Source organism: Micromonospora sp. NPDC048898, assembly GCF_043198035.1.
Taxonomy (GTDB): Bacteria; Actinomycetota; Actinomycetes; order Mycobacteriales; family Micromonosporaceae; genus Micromonospora.
This window is the reverse complement of sequence record NZ_JBICUF010000012.1, coordinates 148,710-166,074: the sequence shown is the minus strand read 5'-3', so window position 1 is coordinate 166,074 and position 17,365 is coordinate 148,710. Positions and strand designations below refer to the sequence as shown.

Genomic DNA, 17,365 nt, shown 5'->3' with positions numbered 1-17,365 from the left:
GAGCTTCCGGCGGCACCCACATACTAGGTTGGGTGCTGCCGAGGCATTTGTCGGCGTGGTTCGGGGGAACCGTACGGGGGTTACCGTCTTGACTGTCAGTCGCAACAGGCTTGACCTTGCCGAGTTCCTGCGAAGCCGGCGGGAGCGCATCATGCCGGCACACGTCGGTCTTCCGGTCGGTCCTCGGCGACGCACCCCGGGGCTTCGTCGGGAGGAGATCGCCGTCCTCGCCGGGCTGAGCCCCACCTGGTACACGTATCTCGAACAGGGTCGCGACATCCGCCCCTCATCGGAGGTACTCGACAGCCTCGCCCGGGTGCTGCAGCTCAGCGAGGACGAACGCCGCTACCTCTACCTGCTGGCCAACGGCCAGGCGCCCCCGGCAAGTCCCGACCTGTCCGAGGCGGCCGACGAGGGCCTCGTACGGCAGATCGTCGCGCTGACCGGCGAGACCGACTACCCGGTCTACGCCGGCAACATCTACGCCGGGGTGACCGCGTGGAACGCCGCGGCGGCCCGGTGGTACACCGACTTCGGCCGACTGCCGCCGGGCCGGCGCAACATGCTGTGGTGGATGCTCACCGACCCGCAGGCCCGCGAACGGATCGGCAACTGGGCCGCGGACACCCGGGACGTGATCGCGCGGTTCCGGATCGCCTCCGCCGCCCGCCCCTGGGACCAGCACTTCAACGAGCTCATCGAGGCCATGCGGGAGGCCAGCCCCGAGTTCCGCACCTGGTGGTCCGACCACGACGTGCGGGGCCCGCACACCCGACTGCGTCACCTGCGGCTGCCCGGTGGACAAGCCCTGACCGTCCAGCTCGTCGTACTGCGGATGACCGACGCCTTCAACTCGGTCGTACTCCACGTGCCCACCGGTGCGGAGGGCGACCGGCTGCGTCGTGTCGCCGCCGAGAGTGTTGTGCTGCGCGGGCAGGGAAGCGCCGTCAACGGTGGTTGAGCCCGGTCACGTCGGGGCCGGCACGTGGGGCGGCCGGGCCCGTCGGGCCGGGTCGCCGACGCAGCGCCAGCATCGCGATGTCGTCCGCCTGTTCCGGGCGGGTTGTGTCCGCCGCTGACCACCGCCGCAACGTGCCAGTCAGGACCCGTTGACCGTCATGCCGGGGTGCCGGCGGTGACGGGCCGTCTCGCGGGCCGGCGGAGGAACAGCGCGGCGACCACCGCACCGGCCACCGTGACGACGGCGGCCACCAGGAACCCCGCGTGCAGGGCGGTGAGGGCGGGCTGCTGGCCCGCGGTGGCGAGCTGCTCGTTGCGGGCGGTGACCACCGCCGCGAGGATGGCGACACCGACGCCGCTGCCCACGTGCTGGGCGGTCTGCGCGAGGCCCCCGCCCAAGCCCTGCTCGTGCTCACCCAAACCGGAGGTCATGGTGCCGATGAAGGCCACCACGGCCAGGACGTGGCCGAAGCCCAACCCGGCGGTCGACGCGACGAACAGGACCAGGTTGCCCTCGACGGGCAGCGCGAGCATCGCGGCGGTGCTCAGGCCCTGCACGACCAGTCCGGTGACGAGCGTTCCGGTCGTGTCCAGGCGCCCGACGACCCGGGATGCCAGGCTTCCGGCGACCATCGCGGCGATGCCTTCGGGGAGGAAACCGAAGCCGGTCGTCATGGGCGTCCACAGCAGCACGTCCTGCATGTAGAGACTCAGCAGGACGGTGGTCCCACCGCACATGCCGAAGGTGATGAACCCGGTCAGGCCGCCCCACTTCACGGTCCGCCGGTTCAGGACCGGCAGCGGTGCCAGGGGTGCCGGTTGCCGCGCCTCCACCAGCAGGAAGCTGACCAGCAGAACGATGGCGGCGGCGACGGTCACCACGGTCGGCGTGCTTGTCCAGCCGTTCTCACCGCCGACCGAGATGGCGAACACGAGGGTGAGCAGGCCGAGGGTGGCCAGCAGGGCACCGGGAACGTCCAGGGTGGTGGCCCTGCGGTTCTCCGAGCGCGGCAGCAGCGCCAGCGCGCCGACGAGGACCGCGCAGCCCATGAGGACCAGCAGCAGCATGGTCCACCGCCAGCTGATGCCCCCGGTGATGAGGCCGCCGCCGATGGTGCCCAGCACGAAGCCCAGGGACAGCAGCGCCCCGCTGAGCCCCAGTGCCTTGTTCCGTCGGGGCCCTTCAGGGAACGAACTGGTGAGCAGGGCCAAGGCCGTCGGCCCGACCATCGCCGATCCGATTCCCTGACCGGCTCTCGCCGCGATGAGCATCCACGGCTCTGTGGCGAGGCCGGCTACGAGGGAGAACCCGGTGATGATGACGAGGCCGGTGAGAAAGAGCCGACGGCGGCCGAAGAGGTCGGATGCCCGTCCCGCCAGGAGCAGGAAACCCGCGGTGGGCAGAATGAAGGCGGTCATCACCCATTGCAGATCGCCGGCGGTGACGAAGTTCAGGTCCTGGCCGATCACCGGCAGTGCCACGGTGACGATGGAGAAGTCCAGTGCGACCATGAACTGGGCGGCGCATAGGGTGATCAATGTCAACCAGCCGCGGGTGCCGAGTTTCGCCGACGGTGCGGATGTTTCAGAAGGTGTGTCGACGGTCTTGCCAGACACAGACGCCTCTCAATTTGTGCGGCGGAGGTGTGTTTGATCAGAGTGCAACGACTCATCGGGCTTATCCAGCCCAGTGGTTGGGCTAGAACCAGGGTTCCTGGTATTCGGAGTTCCAGGTTCTGCGGCGGCGAAGAATGGCCGGATAATGGGGGGCATGGAGCCGAGAACGGAGTTGGGCGAGTTCCTGCGTTCCCGACGGGCACGCCTGAGGCCCGAGGACGTGGGGCTGGTCAGTCACGGCGGTCGACGGCGGGTGCCCGGGCTGCGCCGGGAGGAGTTGTCCATGCTGGCGGGGGTCAGCGTCGCCTACTACACCCGGATCGAGCAGGGGCAGACCAGGGGCGCCTCGGACGCCGTGCTCGACGCGATAGCGCGGGTGCTGCGGTTGACCGACGACGAGCGCACCTACCTCTACAACCAGGCGCGTCAACGGCCCAGGATGCTCCGTCGGCCCCGGCCCGAGCAGCTCCGGCCCGCGGTCAGGGCGATGATCGAGGCTTTCGGCCGGGTCCCCGCGCTGGTGATCGACCGTCGGGCCGACGTGTTGGCGTGGAACCGACTGGGCCACGCCCTACTCGCCGGCCACCTGCCCTTCCTGGCGCCGCGCAGCGAACGCGAGCGGCCCAACCTCGGCAGGTTGGTCTTTCTCGACCCGCACATGCGTGACCTCTACGTCGACTGGCGGGGCAAGGCCCGTGACGCGGTGGCGTACCTGCGGATGTCGGCGGCCCGCTATCCGCACGACCCGCGACTGACCGAGCTGATAGGCGCCCTGACGGTGCTCAGTCCGGAATTCGGCGGCCTGTGGGCGGCCCATCCCGTCCGGGAGTGCGCCCATTCGGTACGAGAGTACCGGCATCCTCTGGTGGGGTCACTGCACCTTCGGGACGAGTTGTTGTGGCTGCCCGACGACGAGGGTCAGCGAATGGTGATCTACGGGCCCGACGCTGACGACCCGCCGACCGTTGCGGCGTTGGCTCTGCTCGCCGACACCATCGAGCAGGCGCAGGCGCAGGCGCAGGCGGGCGGACCGGACCCGGGCGCCGCAGCCGGGACCGCCGGCCGCCGCCTGCTGGCCACGTGAGCCGTCTCCGCACGAGTCACCGGATTGTCCGTGTCCTGGGCGGCGTTGTCCGATCAGACCGATGAAGGACGAGACATGGGGTCGCAGCGGTGAAAGGTATCGGCCGAGAGGTACTCGTCAACCGGGTCAGTTCAGTTCCAGGGATCGGCGTTCGAATTCTCGCCGAGCAACTGCGCGCTCTCCGGGCACAGGTCCTCGCCGAACAGTTGATTGCCGCGGCAGTCGGTTGCCCCATGCGTCGTCGGCGGGGGCGGTCCTGCGGTCCTGGCCTGGGACAGCGCGAGGCCCAGGTCAGGGCCGTTGTTGTTGGTGCGCCGTCAGGCCGGCACGTGACCTGCCGTCCAGCACGCCGAGTGGCTGTGGCAGGCGACGTACGCGGCGAGCGCGTCGTGTAGTGCGGCCCGGCGGTTAGCCGAGAGCCCGGCGGCGATGTTGTTGAGCTGGTGGGGGTCGACGCTCCGGTCGTAGTACTCCCGCTCGCCGTTCGAGTACTCGACGTAGGTGTAGGTCGCCGTCCGCAGCGCCTCGTAGGTGACTGGGCTGCCGTTGCGCCGGTCCTGGGCGTCGGGGTCGTCGGATGCCTGGTTGGGGCCGTGGTGCTCGATCAGCGCTCCGGTACGCCAGTTCGGTGCCGGGTCGCCCTGGGCGAGGGGGAGCAGGTTTCGCCCGTCGACGTGCGTGCCGACGTCGGCCGCGCCGATACGCTGGAAGGTTGGTGCCAGGTCGATGTTCTGCACGATCTCGGCACGCTGCGATCCGGGGACGACGCCCGGCCCGGCGACGACGAGCGGTACCCGCACATCGGTGTCGAAGGCGGTCTGCTTGCCACCGGTCAGCCGGTACTCGCCCATGTGGAAGCCGTTGTCGGAGCTGAACACCACGTAGGTGTTGTCGGCGATGCCGCTGGTGGTGAGTTGGGCGCGCAGGTTGCCGATCAGTCGATCGACGGCCTGCACGGACTGGGCGCGCTTGCGGAAGTTCGTGTCCAGGGTGTTCTTTTCCTGCGTGGTCAGCGGGGCGTTGCCGGCCAGCCAGGACGGTGGGTTGGTGGGCAGCCGGTCGTACGCTGCGGTGCGCGGGGCGGTGAGCCCGGGGAAGTCGTCCAGGTCCTGGTTGGCCGGGGTGAACGGGCTGTGCGGGGCGAAGGTCGAGACCTCCAGCAGGAATGGCTCGTTGGCCGCCGCCGAGCGTTGGATGAAGTCCTTGCCCTTGCGGGACAGCACGTTGGTCAGATAGTCGGCCGGCTGGTTGCCGTAGTGGACGACTGTGTGGTTCTCGTTGAGGTCGTAGTTGTACTCGGAGTAGCCGTTGCCCGCCACGTACCACTCCGACCAGCCGGGTGGGACGTACGGCAGCGACCCTCCCTGTGTGTCCGCCGGCAGGTAGCCGTTGAGGTATTTGCCGAGGAAGCCGGTTCGGTAGCCCTTGGCCTGCAAGGCGGTCGCGAAGGTTCGGTTCTCGTTGCCTCGGCCCTTGAAGACCGCGAACCCGCCGTCGGCTCCGCCGTTTGTGAACACGCCGGTGTCGTGGGGGAACTGGCCGGTGAGGATCGACGAGCGGGACGGGCAGCACAGCGAGTCGGTCACCGTGTAGTTGGTGAAGGTGACCCCCTCACTCTGAAGCCGCTGCACCTGAGGCAGGTATTGCACGAGGTTCCAGGCGAGGTCGTCGACGAGAACGAAGATGATGTTGGGGGCGGTGGACGCCGGAGTGGGCTCGGCGCCACGTGCCGGTGTCCAGGCGGCGAGCAGGGTCAGCCCGGCCACGAGGGTGGCGGCGAGGAGGCGTCGGTAGGTGATAGCCATGCTGCCCAGCCTGGTTAAAATTAGTCAGCGTCTATTCAACAGGTAGTGAAGATCCGGTCAACACCCCGGTAGCCTCCCGGCACGGCCCGCGTCACAGTGGCCATCGAGGCGAGGGGAAGGCCGTCCGGCTCGCTGGCCCGACGAGCGGCAGTCCGGAAGACGACGGATACTCGCCTGATGACTGGACCGGATCTCGACCCCGAACAGTATCCGCCCATCGACCCGCATGAACCGGTGCCCGACGACGCGGGCGTCCTTCTGTCTGGCGCGCCGGACGAACTGCCCGAAGCCCCGGCCGAACCGATGCCAGACGACGGTGGCAACGCCGGTGGCGTGCGCGAGCCGGCATAGATCCATCGGCGATCGGGCGCGACACCAGCCCGACCGCCGATGCCGGCGCCGACGGCGCTCACGATGTCGGGGCGCCGCCCACCGGATCCGCATACCCGTCGGCGACCCGGTCAGCGGCAGGTCCGTCGGTGCGGTTCCAGCCGCCTGCGGCCAGGATGCAGGGTCACGTGCGACGGCCGGGTGCGCCAGAGTGATGCGGTGAGCGTCGCGAGTCGCGCCGTGGAGGCGTGGAACGAGGAGCGGGTCAGGGAGCTGCGGGCGACGTAGGCCGGTTCGAGGCTATGTGCCAGCAGGCGTCGCGTGCCTCGGTCAACTGTTCGGGGCTGATGCCCTCAAGCGTTCTGGAGAGTCGGCCGGCTCGTTGGCGCATGGTCGTGTTGACCTGGTGGGTGCCCGCCTGGGTGAGGTGCACGAGTGTCGGGGCTCCGGATGCGGTGCTCGCTGAGCGTTGCAGGATGCCGGCCCGCTCGGCCTCCGCGACGAGCTTGGTGAGGTCTGCGTCGGCGCTGGGGACCAGTTCGTCCAGCGGTCTGCCGTCGTCGTGCAGGTAGAGCTGGCCCAGGATCTGGGTTAGCGGGTCGGCGATGGTGGTGCGTAGGTTTTGAATCAGTGGGTCCAGCATGATCGCGGCGGTCTGCAGCGCGTGGAGCGTTTCGGTTTCGAGGACCTGCCCTGGTTGGAGTGTCGGGGCTGCCGCGTGTCGGACGTCGGTTGCGTAGAGGTGGCCGGCGTCGTCGCGGGCCATGGACAGACGTGGTAGACGCGCTATCCGATGGTGGATCCAGTTGGAGATCGTCATCAGACAGGCGTGGCGGACTACCGCCATCTGGTCGGGGCTCAGACCACGCAGCAGCGGTGCGAGCTGACGATGCTGCCAGAGCGGGAAGGTCCGTTCATGGTGGCAGTGCGGTGGCAGGGCAGTGGCCACCGCGCTCACGGCAAGCGACGCCGCATTGATCGCAAGCAGCGTCTGGCAGCTGATGACGTGTTCGGGTCCGGCGAAGGCCGGTACCAGTTCGCGTGCCCTTGCCGGATCTGAGCCGTGATCGGCGGCGGACGTGGGCGGCGACGTCTTCTCCGGTAACGGTGGCGGCATGCCGGTGTCGGGTTGCCAGACGACGCTGACGTACCAGCTGGACGGCTGCTCACCCGGTTTGCGCATCTCGTGATAAAGCGAGACGCTGCCGCCCTCGTCCTCCCGGCGTAGCGAATACCTGACCATGCACGTCGTGTCGACGTAGTCGGCGACCTCGGTCGCGGCGACGCTGCCGAGCTCACACCCAAAGATCCGCAGCTGCTCGGTGTATTCGGTGAATGGCCGGTCGGAACGCCGCCACGCGGCGTGTTCCCAGGCGCCGTCGGGGGCCTGCTGAGCGAGTACGAGCGTGCCCCCCTGCGGTATCGGGAAGCCAGCGGGAAAACGTGGCGGCAGCCCCCGCCCGTCCAGCTCCATCAGCCCCGTCGCGGTGCCGTAGAAGATGTCCGCCCCGCCGTCATAGTCGAAGGGCGGCCGAGGTGGCCTCTTGGGCTCGAGCCGACCATCGATGCCGGCCGCCTCAAGCCCATCAAGAATGATCCGCACGACCTGCTCGGCGTACTGGCTCTCATCCTTGAGGTCCAGACGGAACACCGGAACAGCATCCTCTATGAGTACCGTGCACCAGCTCGGCAGCGGGTCTTCGGGATCGTCCGGATGTGGTATCCGGCTAACTGCCCGAACCACACGTCGCAGCGCCGCGACGCCTGCAGCCTGGTCCGTCGCGTCGTGCAACGCCAGGGCCACCCCGGAGCAGTGCTCAGCCACATAGGCGATCAGGTCCGCCTCGTCATAGCGCAGCATCGAGTGATGATCTCACGCGCCCCACTCCGGGACGACCAGCCGCCGGCAGAGCTTCGCCAACGACCTCACCCGCCCACAGTTGATCGCGGTGACCGACAACGTCAACCAGTCCAAGGGCGACCAGGAGACCTCCACCTGGCAGCCAGCCCTGTCGTCGTACCGGTGCACCCACAGCAGAGCAGCTGACCCTCCGCGGCATCATGGACGGTCAATCAGTCTGCCGACGTGCAGGGTCGCGGCGAGCAGCTCGGGATCGCCGGTGCGGTCGTACGACTCGACGGCCGTGTCGGCGAACTTCAGGACGTGCTCGTCGCCGTGTTCGGCTGCCTGCTGAAGCGCGTCCTCGCGGTTCAGCTCGGGGTAGCGCCGAAAGATCTCGGAGCACGGGGCCGGCCGGGCCGGGGCGTACGTCGCGATGACTGCCGCAGCGGCCGCCCAGGCCGCGGTCAGGCTCGGTAGCCACTGCTCGGTCGGCAGGACCGGGAGCACGTGCCGCACGGCGTTGGGCGCGGTGGCGGCATGGACCAACAGGACCGGCGAGCCGTGGCCGAGCCCCAGGTACGCCTTTGCGGCGCTGTCGACGAGCGACTCCAGGCGCGCGGGGACCTCCTCGGCGGAGGCGGCCGGTTCCAGTGCGCGCAGGCTCGCGGTCCAGCCCGGACTGCGCTGGAGCCGGTCGAGCCGGTGGGCGATGAAGCCGCTCTGGTCCTGCAGCCGGGTGACAGCCGGCAGGGCCTGTCGCGGTGTGAGGCTGCCCTCGGGCGGTGCCACCGCGGCGAGCTCGCGGTAACGCGCCGCCCAGAACGCCAGCCCGTGGGCCAACTCGTCGAGGGCTTGGCGTGCTGGGGCGCTAGCAGCGCCGCGCAGGGTACGCACCGCGTGGCTGACCCGGATCACGCCGTGGGTCGAACCGGCCACGATCCCCGGCAGCAGCCGGGGCCACCACTCGACGAGCACGTCCGACCACGGGCGCTCGGTCAGCTCGTGCCGAAAGTACGCGGCCCAGTCGGGCAGCCGCCGCGCCTGACCCAGTGCGGCGCCCCACTCGCCGGGCCGGATGGCCTCGCTCGTGCCGGGCAGTGCCGCCAGGCGGCGTACGTAGCGGTCGAGCCAGCCCTCGACGTCGATGTCGAGTCCCCGCCGGACCATGACCTCCACGGCCATCGGGCCGTGGTTGGTCATCCCGTGGTTACCTTCCTCGTCGCCGCCGAACTCCGGCCCGTACGCATGCAGCCGTTCGTACGCTGCGGGCAGGGCCTCCGTCTTCGGTCCGCGGGTCATGGTGTCCACCTCAGCGGATGACGTCATAGACGAGCTTGGTGATCCCGTTGGCGTACGTCTCAGACTCGACCACCTTCAGCATCTGCTTGTCCCTGTCGGTGTCGCTGAACATCCGCTTGCCGGCTCCGAGCAGCAGCGGGTACACCAGCAGGTGGTAGCGGTCGATCAGGCCGGCGTCGGACAGACTGCGGGCGAGCGTGGCACTGCCGTGGATGAAGATCGGGCCGCCGTCGGTCTCCTTGAGCTTCGCGACGTCGTCGAGGGAACGCAAGATCGTGATGTCACCCCAGTTGTCGACGAGGGCGTCCTGGCTGAGGGTGGTCGAGACGACGTACTTCGGCAGTTCCTTGAGGGCGGCGAAGTCCTTCATGTCCGGCCACACCGGCGAGAACACCCCGTAGCTGGTCCGGCCGAACATCAACGCGGTGGCCTCCTCGGTCTCCCGACCCTTGAGCGCGTACGCCTCGGGCAGGACCTCGATGTCCTTGTAGGTCCAGCCGCCGCTGCGGTGGTTCTCCGATGAGGTGCCGCCGCCGGGAGAGTCGACGACGCCGTCGAGCGAGACGAATGCGGTGTAGATCAGCGTGCGCATCTTCGGTGTCCTATCCGTTGACTGGGTGGATGTCCTCAGTCTTCTGTGGTGCCAGGCGCACGGCCACGATTAGGCTAGGGCCTAATCGGAGGGGCGGTCGCGTGATCCACCTGCATTTCACGGCGACCGACCTGACCCGCGTACGCTTCGCCGCCTCGCCCGTCACGGAGACCGTCGCCAGCCTACGAACGCTGGTCGCCGGCAGGCAGGGGCGGCGACTGCACCGTCCCTGGATCGACAGGTTCGCCGAGCGAGCGGGCCGGCTGCGCACGCGCGACCTGGACCTCCTCCGGGCGCTGGTCCGCCCGGAGGGCTATATCCCCGACTTCCTGCTGCCGTCGCCGGATCGCCGGTCTTCGACCTTCGCGGACGGGATCGCGCAGATCGCCGGCGCCGACCCGGAGATCGTGGCGCAGGAGTTGGCGCACCTGGCGGCCCACCGGGTCGCCCAGCAGGGGCCCGGCCGCGAAGGGCGGCGAGCCCTGCTCCAAGCGCTCGTCCAGCGGCCCGACGCGGGCATCGGCCCCGTCACCGAGGCGCTTGAGGCGTACCACCGCGTCGCGATCGCCCCGGACTGGCCACGCATCGATGCGCTGCTCAACGACGACATCGCCTACAGACTCGACGCCCTGGCCGACGGCGGCGTCGACCGGATGATGAGCAACCTGCACCCGTCGGTCACGTTCGCCGACCAGACGCTGAGGATCGTCAAGTACTACGAGGGCCACGCCGACTGCGGCGGGCGTGGCCTGCTCCTCGTGCCGTGCGCCTTCGCCTGGCCGGACGTCCTGGTGCGGACCAGCCAGCCAGGGGCCACCAGCGTCTCCTACTCCCCGCGCGGCCTCGGCCGGCTCTGGGAGGAGCAGCACCCCGAGCAGGCCGGCTCGGCGCTTGCCGGCGTCCTCGGGCAGACCCGGGCCGCCCTGCTGGCTCAACTCGACCTGCCGATGTCGACCGGCCAGGCCGCCACCCAGATGGCGCTCTCCGCGCCGACGCTCAGCGTGCACCTCCAGGCGCTGCGCGCCGCCGGGCTGCTCGCCTCGCGCCGGGCCGGCCGGCAGGTGCTCTACTCCCGGACCGAACTTGGCGACCGACTGCTCAGCGGGGCAGCCCGGGAGCCCGACGCCTGAGCCGCTCACCGCGCTGACAACACCGAATCCAGGCGAACACCCCTGACCTGGTGTGCACTCGCGGACTCCCGTAGCTCTCGCTCGAAGATGCCGAATGGTCAATGACCAGACGGGCATCCTTCACGGCCATGACCATCGATTGACATGATCGTCAGGGACGGTTGCCGTCCAACCGATGACGAAAGGTCGCCGCTCATGCCGATCGCGCCCTCTGGCACGTCCCTCCCGCGTCTCACGCGCCGTGCTGCCGCCCTCGCGGTCGCCGCCCTCGCGGGGACCTGTCTGGCCGCCGTGACGGCGCAGCCGGCCTCGGCCACGCCTCCCGGGATCCCGTCGAAGGCGACAGCTCAGTCGCAGCTCAACGCCCTGACCGTGGCCAGCCAAGGCTCGACCAGCGGCTACTCCCGCGACCTCTTCCCGCACTGGATCACGATCAGCGGTAGCTGCAACACCCGCGAGCAGGTCCTCAAGCGCGACGGCACCTCTGTCGTCGTCGACGGCTCCTGCGCGGCTACGTCGGGCCGCTGGTACAGCCCCTATGACGGCGCGACCTGGACGGCGGCCTCCGACGTCGACATCGACCACGTCGTGCCCCTGGCTGAGGCGTGGCGCTCCGGCGCGAACTCCTGGACGACCAGCCGCCGGCAGAGCTTCGCCAACGATCTCACCCGCCCCCAGTTGATCGCGGTGACGGACAACGTCAACCAGTCCAAGGGCGACCAGGACCCCTCGACCTGGCAGCCGTCCCTGTCGTCGTACCGGTGCACCTACAGCAAGATGTGGATCACCGTGAAGTACAACTGGGGCCTGACCCTGCAGTCCTCGGAGAAGTCGGCGCTACAGGGCATGCTTGACACCTGCGTCTCCTGAGCAGCGAGCGGTCACCCGGTCGACGGCCATGCGGCGAACAGGTCGGCCGGGTCGCTCGCCGACGGACCCTCTCGATCTCTCTCCTCCAGCCAAGTTCCGGGTCTTCGTCGACTGACGGTCTCGGGGCACCGTCGTGGTCTGATCATGTATCCACTTCTGTTTCATGTGAGCGGACAGCGGATGTTGGGAACCTGGCCTGTCGTGGTGGCGTCCAAGCCGGTATGCCGACGCGCCGCATGGTCATTGTGGGTGTTGTCCTGGCGGTCTTCGTGGTGGCGGTGACCATTGCGGTCATCGCGACTGGGAGGCCGGAGCCGGCCTGCGGGTGCACCGTGGAGCCCAACCTCCGGGGTCCCGCACGCGACGCGGCCGTACGGTTCGAGGCCGCGGTCCGGCGTGCCGATGTGTCCGGCGCCTGGGCGTTGTTGAGTGACGGGGCGCGGTCCCGTTATGTGGATGTGGATGGCTTTCAGCCCGTCTCCGCCCGTCTCGGCAAGGCGCTCCACGAGGCCGACGCTGGCGCCGGCGGGGATGGCGCGGCGGCGGGCTGGCTGGCGGTGGACGACCGGGTGCGCTCCGACATGCTGAGCGAGGTCGTGGTCGTGCGCTACTCGACCGGCCCGCTGCGACCGGTCTGGCCGTTGCTGGTCCTTGTGCCGCTCGGTCAGGTCGGCGACGAGCGGATCGATCCCGAGCTGCCGACGCTGCCGATGACCGCCGTCAGCGATGGCGACGGGGTACGCGTCGACGTTCCGGACGGCGACCTGAGGTTGACCTCGTTCGTGGTGATCGACGGCACCGGACAGCACAGGCTGCCGAGTCGGGACCAGGTGACCGAGGATGTGGTCAGGTTGACATGGAGCCGCCCGTTGCGGGGTCCGGTCGTGGCCGTCGCGATCGAGAGGAGCGGGACCGGTTTGCGGGTGGGTGCCGCTGCCGCCGGTGTTGGTTGACGACCACGGCGCACGCACGGTCGTGGCGACGCGCTGCGTGGATACGCTTGTTGGCGTGTCGGCCGCGTGGGCGCTCTCGTTCGAGGGACCCGTCGGAGGCGACGGTGAGTGGTTGTCTTCGGCGAGGATCGGCGCGCCCGCAGCGATGGCCCCAGCAATGGAACACGCCCGCGGCTGAGTCAGGCAGCGGCGGGCCGGCCGCGCCGGCCGCCGGGCCACCGCCGGCGGCTCACCAGCACCAGGACGATCAGGATGACGGAGAGCAGCGGCAGGGGATGGCCGAGCACGAGCGCGATGCTCAGCTCGGCCACACCGCCCAACACCGTGGCGGCGAATATCCAACCCGGTCCGGTCGGGGCGGTGCCCCGCTGGGCGCGGCGCACTCGGCCCCACGGCTTGCGGATGGACACCCAGCCCTGGAACGCGATCGCGCCCGCCATCAGCGCCGTGCCGATGACCAGCCCGAGCGAGGGGCCGCCGGTCAGCGAGCCCGTCAGCGCGGGTGACAGCACGAAGATGCCGGCGTACACCTGGATCATGCTGATCGTGAACTTGGTCAGCACCCACCAATGCAGGAAGAACCCCCACGGGGTCGCCGCCGCGAGCACGATGCCGGTGCACACGGACACGCCGGCCATCGGCGCGAGCAGCCGACCGTCGATTCGGTGCGCCATCGCGGTCGCGGCGTCCCGCACGACGACGTCGTCGGTGGCCAGGCCGACGGCGAGCAGCACGCACAGCGCCATGGCCTGCGCCATCCACCCGACCGACGTCAGGATGTGCAACCACACGGTGAGCTGACGCCAGCGTCTGTTCATTCCCCGATCGTGACGGTTGCGGTTGTCAGGAACAATCGGAGGAAACCCGGACTCGGTTCCGAGGGTTCGCGAATGCGTGCAAGGGCTCGGTCACGTCGAGCGCTCTTTACGGCCTGGCCATGGTCCGGTTCCTAGCAGCATCGGCACAAGCGGGCACGATGCGGGGCTGCCTGATCATCGCCGCCGCTTCGCGGTGGCCGCCCGCGTGAACGTCCGGGAACTACGTGCCAGGCAGCTTCTTCCGGCTATTCGCCCGCAGTGACCTGACCGCACAGTTAAGGCGTTCCGAACGGAACAGCCGGACGGACGAAGCAAGGGATCTGGTGATCACAATGAAGAAGAACGCCCTGTTCGCAAGCACCCTGGCGGCCATGATCGTGATTCTCTTCCCGGCCGCCGCGAATGCCGACGCCCCGACGGACCCCGCCCCTTCCCCGGTCATTGTCGTGGACAGCGACAACTCGACGGCCTGGGACTGAACGCAGCGACCAAGACTCGCCCTGCCGGCCTTGGCGGTCCGCAGTCGTGGGGATCGACCCGCCGAAGAACGCCAGTGGAAGGCAGTTGACCGATGACTGAAGCGGTACCGGTCACCCCCGTCGCGGGACTGATCGTCGTCGGACCACGTTCAGAACACCCGCAACTGCACGATCTGCTGACCGAGCGCACCGCGCTCTGGCGGCGGGCGCAGCTTCCGGCCGGTTCGGTGAGCGGCAAGCCGTGGACCGCCGGCTCGGTCGACGCCGCGGTGCGCGACGCCGTCCTGTCTGTGGACTGGGCCGACGACAGCACCGCGGCGATCGTGGACCCGGAGCATCGGGTCACGACACTCCTGGTCCTGCCCGGTGAGGGCCGAACCAGCTGGACCGGAATTCGGAGCTTGACGGATCTCGAGTCGATGCCGACGGCCACCCACGTACCCGGTGACGCCCTGGCGATTTTGGCACCGTGGGCCGGACTGCTTGCTCCCGAACCGCTCGCGGCACACGATTCGACGCGAGTCGCCGCAGCCGCGGTGCGGACGCCCGACCCCGCGCAGCGACACTGGGGGCTGGGCTGGGCGACTGGAACGGACCTGGCGCTGCGGCACGCGGTTCTGGACAGCCTGCGGTCGATGTCGTCGGACGCGGCCCCGACATCTGGCCGTGCGGTGGTGGGCGCCTCGGGCTCGACGGAGTGGACGTGGCTCCTCGACGGCTCGCTCAACCTCCTGAGCGCGTACAGCCGGGATGCCCAGCGGCACTCCCTGCCGGACACCGGCTTCGACGTCATCACCCGCCATGTTCCGCAGTTCAGCGGGCCGCTGCGGCTCGCCGCGGTGGTACGGCGGTCGTCCAGTGCCGCCGTCGCGGCAGCCTGGGGTCGGCAGACCGAGGAGGCGATCGGCTACGCCCTCACTGCGGCCCGTACCCGAGATCTCCTGCTTCCGGCCACTGCCGGCGCGGCCGTCGCGAGCCCGCCGGAGACCGCCTCCCTGATCAGCGCCCTCTCCCCGGTCGATGTCCGTCGACTGCTACACGACATCCACGTCGCCGTCTTCGGCAGGTCCGGCCGGCGGGTGCTGGGGATCCGGGTCGCCGCCGACGCGTTGCTCGGCCCGCAGAATCTGGCCTGGGGACCGGTCTGGCTCAGTTGAGCCGGTGACGTGTGATGTCAGTGGAGTGACAGCGAGACGTAGGTCGATCGGCTACCAGCAGGCGATGGAATGGTCTCAGTCACCACGGCGGGCCGGACCGAGAGGGACAGCCCAGACATCGCTGAGGAGTAGCAATGAACATCGACAACAAGACCAACCTGGCCGACCTGGCGAACGAGATCCTCGAACTCGAGTCGGAGACCTTCGAGATCTCGGACTACGCGGACGCGAGCGGCGTCCTGCTGGCCGTCGCCGCCTCGTGCAGCACGAGCTCCACCAGCACCTGCTCCAGCACCACCAGCACCACCTCCTGCTCGGCCTGATCGTCGCCCGAAGACCTGTTCTCGCCGAACGGCCCGCCTGGACGAAGACGTCCAGGTGGGCCGTTCGGCGTGTCGGACCGGCAACAGGGTGCGGCAGGAACAACGTGGCGCCCCGCCGGAGATGCACCGGCGGGGCGCCACGTGTCGTACCGGGGCTCAGGGGAACGGGTGCGGGACCGTGCGAAGGTCGTGATCGGTCAGGTCGCTGGTGCGCAGGCCGGCCCGCCGGGGCGCGGAGCGCAGCCGAGGCATCTGCAGGGCCCGTTGCCGGGTCCAGCCGAAGTCGATCGGCAGCAGTCCGGGAACGATCGTCGACACCGTGTGCAGGCCCATGCGGCGCTGTTCCGGGGTGGTCTGGTCGACCACGATCACGTCGAAGCCGGCACGTTCCAGTTCGCGTTGGCAGGTACGGAGGTCGAGCAGGAGGTCTCGGGAGTCCGGGTCGCCTGGGGGCCGAACGTCCTGGATGGAGCAGTGGCTGACCGGTTCGAGGTAGCTACGGGCGTGCTCGGTCATCCGTGGCAGGCCGAACAGTTGGGGGTGGTCGCCCAGGTTGGCGCAGAGGTCGTAGTCGTCGGCCATGGCGTCGAGGTCGTCCCAGCGCTCGTCGACCTGCCGGGACAGGTGGGGAATGTAGGTGAGCACCTCCGACAGCGCGCCCTCGACGGCTGTCTCCGGGTTGAGGCTGGCGCCCGCGGCGAAGGCGAGGGCGCCCGCGCCGCCGTCCCGGCGGACCGCGAGGCCGGTGACGACGGGTACCGCCAGGTCGACCCGGCTGTCGAAGGCGTGGACGTCGTAGCCGCGGAAGGCCGCCCGGTCCACCATGGCGCGGACGGCGGGGCTGCGGCACGAGTCGAGGTCGATCTCGGTGACCGCCAGGTTGCCGTACCAGTTGAGCAGGAACGCGTCGCGCTCGATGAGTTCGAGCAGACCGAAGAGGATCGCCTCCTCCAGGCAACTGCCGATGGCGCAGCCGTTGGAGGATTCGTAGACGAAGTTGTCGGCGGCCTGCCCGGACGCGTAGTACGTGAGGCGGGCCGGTACGAGCACGGGCCGGTCGTCACGAAGGGAGTAGCCCCACACCCACGGTATCGGTCGGTCCGGGGCGAACGGCGCGACCATCGGGTCGGTCCGGTACGTCTGCGCCGAGTACTCCCCGCAGCTGCGCGGGTCGAGCGCGGTGTCCCCGAGGTCGGTGTACGCGGCGACGACCGGCTCGGCCCGGCGTCGCTGGTGGGTGCCGGCGTACCGTTCGAGCCCCTCCAGATACGCGAGGTCCTTGCTGGTGCGGAAGGAGTTGGCCTGCCCGCTCCAGCTGAAGTTGACGAGGCCGGCGTACCCGCGGATGAAGACGCTGCCGGTGACCGCCGAGGTGGTGGGCGAGGTGACGTCGAGCCAGGTGCCGGCGCCCAGGCTGCCGCAGACCGGGTTGGCCATCGCCCCGGTGGTCAGCGGGTACGACGTCGTCGAGGTGAGCCGGTAGCTGTCCGGGTCCGGCCTGGGGCGGGACACCAGGTCGAGGCTGGCCAGGAGCGGGGTGGTCTCTTCGACAGGCGCGCAGTTGGGGCAGAGCGGATCGGTGAGCAGCGGGAACGTCAGCACGTGCAGCGTCTGGAGGTCGATCCGGGTGACCTGCGGCAGGCTGAGGTCCGCGGTCGCGTGCCAGCCTCCGGCGGCCCGCCGACCGACGACCCCGGACCGGCCGAGGACGGCCGCCTGGTACACCGACCAGACGGCGTCCACGACGTAGTCCGGGACGACCGGCCAGGTGCCGGCCGGGATGACGGTCTGACCGTGTTCGAGGGCCTCCCGTTCGGACCTGGTCCGCAACCGCTGCCACCGCATCGCGAGGCACTGGCCGCAGGCCTGGGCGTCCGAGGCGCCGCCCCACGGGCCGACGAGCACGGCCTGGGCGGTGAGATGCACGTCCGCGGCGCCGCGGACGGGGGCGAGCCGGGTGGCCGGCGCACCGAACACGTCGACCGCACCGACGGTCTGCACCGCCGGTCCGGGACCGTGCGGGGCGTCCCCGACGTCGCGTCGGAACCGGTCGGTGAGCGCTTGCTGCAGGGTCAGCCGGGCGAACTCCATCGGGATGGGGGGAG

Annotated in this window: 17 protein-coding genes; 9 read left to right on the top strand and 8 right to left on the bottom strand. The window is 69.7% G+C overall.

The window, feature by feature from the left end; translation table 11 throughout:
- Positions 1 to 55: 55 nt before the first annotated feature.
- A complete protein-coding gene (locus tag ACGFIQ_RS26580; protein WP_393248052.1) occupies positions 56 to 961 on the top strand; it encodes a helix-turn-helix transcriptional regulator in 906 nt (301 codons plus the stop codon).
- Positions 962 to 1,116: 155 nt separating this feature from the next.
- On the opposite strand, the gene ACGFIQ_RS26575 is transcribed toward ACGFIQ_RS26580, so the two are convergent.
- The gene (locus ACGFIQ_RS26575; RefSeq protein ID WP_393248050.1) at positions 1,117 to 2,505 is read right to left on the bottom strand and encodes an MFS transporter; all 1,389 of its coding nucleotides are present in this window, start codon (positions 2,503 to 2,505) and stop codon (positions 1,117 to 1,119) included.
- A gap of 226 nt (positions 2,506 to 2,731) precedes the next feature.
- Here ACGFIQ_RS26575 and ACGFIQ_RS26570 point away from each other — a divergent pair, with 226 nt between their 5' ends.
- Positions 2,732 to 3,661: a helix-turn-helix domain-containing protein gene (locus ACGFIQ_RS26570; protein WP_393248048.1), complete on the top strand. Its 930-nt coding sequence runs from the start codon at positions 2,732 to 2,734 to the stop codon at positions 3,659 to 3,661.
- 317 nt (positions 3,662 to 3,978) lie between these two features.
- Here ACGFIQ_RS26570 and ACGFIQ_RS26565 read toward each other — a convergent pair whose 3' ends face one another.
- Entirely contained in the window at positions 3,979 to 5,466 is a 1,488-nt protein-coding gene (locus ACGFIQ_RS26565) for a sulfatase (protein ID WP_393248046.1), read from the bottom strand.
- Positions 5,467 to 5,643: 177 nt separating this feature from the next.
- On the opposite strand from ACGFIQ_RS26565, the gene ACGFIQ_RS26560 reads away from it, so the two are divergent.
- Positions 5,644 to 5,817 carry a hypothetical protein gene (locus ACGFIQ_RS26560; protein WP_393248044.1) on the top strand — a complete coding sequence of 58 codons (174 nt, stop codon included), beginning with the start codon at positions 5,644 to 5,646 and terminating at the stop codon, positions 5,815 to 5,817.
- Positions 5,818 to 6,061: 244 nt separating this feature from the next.
- Here the strand turns inward: ACGFIQ_RS26560 and ACGFIQ_RS26555 are convergent, their stop codons facing one another.
- From ACGFIQ_RS26555 to ACGFIQ_RS26540, 4 genes are read right to left on the bottom strand one after another with little or no spacing between them, the layout of a single operon-like run.
- A complete protein-coding gene (locus ACGFIQ_RS26555) occupies positions 6,062 to 7,657 on the bottom strand; it encodes a hypothetical protein (protein WP_393248042.1) in 1,596 nt (531 codons plus the stop codon).
- Between the two features lie 12 nt (positions 7,658 to 7,669).
- Entirely contained in the window at positions 7,670 to 7,825 is a 156-nt protein-coding gene (locus ACGFIQ_RS26550) for a hypothetical protein (protein WP_393248040.1), read from the bottom strand.
- Between the two features lie 30 nt (positions 7,826 to 7,855).
- The gene (locus ACGFIQ_RS26545; RefSeq protein ID WP_393248039.1) at positions 7,856 to 8,938 is read right to left on the bottom strand and encodes a questin oxidase family protein; all 1,083 of its coding nucleotides are present in this window, start codon (positions 8,936 to 8,938) and stop codon (positions 7,856 to 7,858) included.
- Positions 8,939 to 8,948: 10 nt separating this feature from the next.
- Positions 8,949 to 9,530, bottom strand: coding sequence for a dihydrofolate reductase family protein (locus ACGFIQ_RS26540; protein WP_393248037.1), 582 nt, complete (start codon positions 9,528 to 9,530; stop codon positions 8,949 to 8,951).
- Between the two features lie 101 nt (positions 9,531 to 9,631).
- On the opposite strand from ACGFIQ_RS26540, the gene ACGFIQ_RS26535 reads away from it, so the two are divergent.
- From ACGFIQ_RS26535 to ACGFIQ_RS26525, 3 genes are all read left to right on the top strand, one after another.
- Positions 9,632 to 10,660 (top strand): DUF5937 family protein, encoded by a 1,029-nt coding sequence (locus tag ACGFIQ_RS26535; protein WP_393248035.1) that lies wholly within the window; start codon positions 9,632 to 9,634, stop codon positions 10,658 to 10,660.
- A gap of 195 nt (positions 10,661 to 10,855) precedes the next feature.
- Positions 10,856 to 11,530, top strand: a complete 675-nt coding sequence (locus ACGFIQ_RS26530) for a DUF1524 domain-containing protein (protein WP_393248033.1) — start codon at positions 10,856 to 10,858, stop codon at positions 11,528 to 11,530.
- A gap of 245 nt (positions 11,531 to 11,775) precedes the next feature.
- Positions 11,776 to 12,483 (top strand): hypothetical protein, encoded by a 708-nt coding sequence (locus ACGFIQ_RS26525; RefSeq protein ID WP_393248031.1) that lies wholly within the window; start codon positions 11,776 to 11,778, stop codon positions 12,481 to 12,483.
- Positions 12,484 to 12,662: 179 nt separating this feature from the next.
- Here ACGFIQ_RS26525 and ACGFIQ_RS26520 read toward each other — a convergent pair whose 3' ends face one another.
- Positions 12,663 to 13,301 carry a hypothetical protein gene (locus tag ACGFIQ_RS26520; RefSeq protein ID WP_393248029.1) on the bottom strand — a complete coding sequence of 213 codons (639 nt, stop codon included), beginning with the start codon at positions 13,299 to 13,301 and terminating at the stop codon, positions 12,663 to 12,665.
- Positions 13,302 to 13,633: 332 nt separating this feature from the next.
- Between ACGFIQ_RS26520 and ACGFIQ_RS26515 the strand changes: the two genes are divergently transcribed.
- The 3 genes from ACGFIQ_RS26515 (at position 13,634) to ACGFIQ_RS26505 (ending at position 15,260) form a co-directional block, all read left to right on the top strand.
- Positions 13,634 to 13,780 carry a hypothetical protein gene (locus ACGFIQ_RS26515; protein WP_393248027.1) on the top strand — a complete coding sequence of 49 codons (147 nt, stop codon included), beginning with the start codon at positions 13,634 to 13,636 and terminating at the stop codon, positions 13,778 to 13,780.
- 92 nt (positions 13,781 to 13,872) lie between these two features.
- Complete coding sequence (locus ACGFIQ_RS26510; RefSeq protein WP_393248025.1) at positions 13,873 to 14,937, top strand: hypothetical protein; 1,065 nt, start codon at positions 13,873 to 13,875, stop codon at positions 14,935 to 14,937.
- 134 nt (positions 14,938 to 15,071) lie between these two features.
- A complete protein-coding gene (locus ACGFIQ_RS26505) occupies positions 15,072 to 15,260 on the top strand; it encodes a thiazolylpeptide-type bacteriocin (protein ID WP_393248023.1) in 189 nt (62 codons plus the stop codon).
- Between the two features lie 156 nt (positions 15,261 to 15,416).
- Here the strand turns inward: ACGFIQ_RS26505 and ACGFIQ_RS26500 are convergent, their stop codons facing one another.
- Positions 15,417 to 17,351: a TOMM precursor leader peptide-binding protein gene (locus ACGFIQ_RS26500; RefSeq protein WP_393248157.1), complete on the bottom strand. Its 1,935-nt coding sequence runs from the start codon at positions 17,349 to 17,351 to the stop codon at positions 15,417 to 15,419.
- Positions 17,352 to 17,365 lie beyond the last annotated feature (14 nt).

Coding starts and splice junctions, on each gene's coding strand:
- ACGFIQ_RS26570 (WP_393248048.1), top strand. CDS start 2,732: ATGGAGCCGAGAACGGAGTTGGGCGAGTTCCTGCGTTCCCGACGGGCA.
- ACGFIQ_RS26565 (WP_393248046.1), bottom strand. CDS start 5,466: ATGGCTATCACCTACCGACGCCTCCTCGCCGCCACCCTCGTGGCCGGG.
- ACGFIQ_RS26560 (WP_393248044.1), top strand. CDS start 5,644: ATGACTGGACCGGATCTCGACCCCGAACAGTATCCGCCCATCGACCCG.
- ACGFIQ_RS26555 (WP_393248042.1), bottom strand. CDS start 7,657: ATGCTGCGCTATGACGAGGCGGACCTGATCGCCTATGTGGCTGAGCAC.
- ACGFIQ_RS26545 (WP_393248039.1), bottom strand. CDS start 8,938: ATGACCCGCGGACCGAAGACGGAGGCCCTGCCCGCAGCGTACGAACGG.
- ACGFIQ_RS26540 (WP_393248037.1), bottom strand. CDS start 9,530: ATGCGCACGCTGATCTACACCGCATTCGTCTCGCTCGACGGCGTCGTC.
- ACGFIQ_RS26530 (WP_393248033.1), top strand. CDS start 10,856: ATGCCGATCGCGCCCTCTGGCACGTCCCTCCCGCGTCTCACGCGCCGT.
- ACGFIQ_RS26520 (WP_393248029.1), bottom strand. CDS start 13,301: ATGAACAGACGCTGGCGTCAGCTCACCGTGTGGTTGCACATCCTGACG.
- ACGFIQ_RS26515 (WP_393248027.1), top strand. CDS start 13,634: ATGAAGAAGAACGCCCTGTTCGCAAGCACCCTGGCGGCCATGATCGTG.
- ACGFIQ_RS26510 (WP_393248025.1), top strand. CDS start 13,873: ATGACTGAAGCGGTACCGGTCACCCCCGTCGCGGGACTGATCGTCGTC.
- ACGFIQ_RS26505 (WP_393248023.1), top strand. CDS start 15,072: ATGAACATCGACAACAAGACCAACCTGGCCGACCTGGCGAACGAGATC.
- ACGFIQ_RS26500 (WP_393248157.1), bottom strand. CDS start 17,351: ATGGAGTTCGCCCGGCTGACCCTGCAGCAAGCGCTCACCGACCGGTTC.